General features: G+C 67.1%; 1 protein-coding gene. It reads right to left on the bottom strand.

What is annotated here, in order from left to right; all coding sequences use genetic code 11:
- The coding region (locus ACWDTS_RS28100; protein ID WP_450111778.1) for an amino acid adenylation domain-containing protein at positions 1 to 1,301 on the bottom strand (1,301 nt) is incomplete at its 3' end.
- Positions 1,302 to 1,418: the final 117 nt, after the last annotated feature.

The following is a 1,418-nucleotide window of genomic DNA, read 5'->3' as shown; positions in this document are numbered from 1 at the left end:
GCGGCGCGGATTTCGTCGAGTTCCACCCGGAACCCGCGGATCTTCACCTGATCGTCACACCGACCCAGATACTCCAACCCACCGAACGCATTCCACCGCACCAGATCCCCGGTCCGATACAACCGCCCCCCGGCAGCAGCGACATCCCCCGTCGCTCCGCTCGCCCCGACGCCGAACGGATTCGCCACGAACGCGGTCGCCGACAACCCCGGCCGACCGTGATACCCCCGCGCCACCTGCACCCCACCGAGATACAACTCACCCGGCACCCCCACCGGAACCGGACGCAGGAACCGATCCAACACCCACGCCGACGAATTGAACGCCGGCGACCCGATCGGCAACGCCGCCCGCGACCGCGACACCACCTCCCGCGAAATCACCTGCGAGGTGATCCCCACCGTCGCCTCCGTCGGACCGTACAGATTGAACAACCGATCCCCGAACACCTCCAACGCCGCCGACGCCGACGCAGGCGAAAGCTCCTCCCCACCACAGAACACCCGCTCCACACCCGCCACCTGCGACGGATCCGACACGAACTCGAGCAACGCATCGAGCATCGACGGCACGAACTCCACCACCGACACCGCACCCGAGGACATCAACCCCACCAGATACGACGGATCCCGATGACCCTCCGGCTCGGCCACCACCACCGTCGCCCCCGCCACCAACGGCACGAAGAACTCCCACACCGACGCATCGAACGCCGTCGGCGCCTTCTGCAACACCCGATCCGACGCCACGATCCCCGTCGCCCGCATCTTCCACACCAGGAAATTCACCAACGACCGATGCTCGACCACCACACCCTTCGGCCGACCCGTCGACCCCGACGTATAGATCACATACGCCGCATCCCGACCCGACACCGGCCGCGACAACACCACCGGCGCATCCGACACCCCCGACCAGCCGTCCCACGAACCCGGCGACAACTCCACCACCGGAACACCCGAGATCACCGACCGAGCCGACACATCCACCACCGCCAACGACGGCGCACTGTCGGAGAGCACATACTCGATCCGCTCCACCGGATACGACGCATCCACCGGCACATACGCACCACCGGCCCGCATCACCGCCGCCAACACCACCGGCAGATCCAACGACCGCGGCACACACACCGCAACCCGATCCCCCACCCGCACACCGGCATCGACCAACACCCGAGCCAACCGATTCACCCGCGACTCGAACCGCGCATACGACAACGACTCGTCCCCGAACGCCACCGCCGGCGCACCCGACCCGAAACCCGGAGACAACGCCAACAACCCATCCAACGTCGACACCGAAACCGGCACCGACTCCCCCACCGCAAACCCCGACACCAACACCCGATCCGCCACCGGCACCACATCCACCGACGACAACCGCACACCACCAGCCCCCGCCAACACACCGAACGC

The sequence above is a fragment of the Rhodococcus sp. NPDC003383 genome (assembly GCF_053589115.1).
Note: the sequence above shows the minus strand (reverse complement) of the source record. Positions and strands in the feature narration are given on the sequence as shown.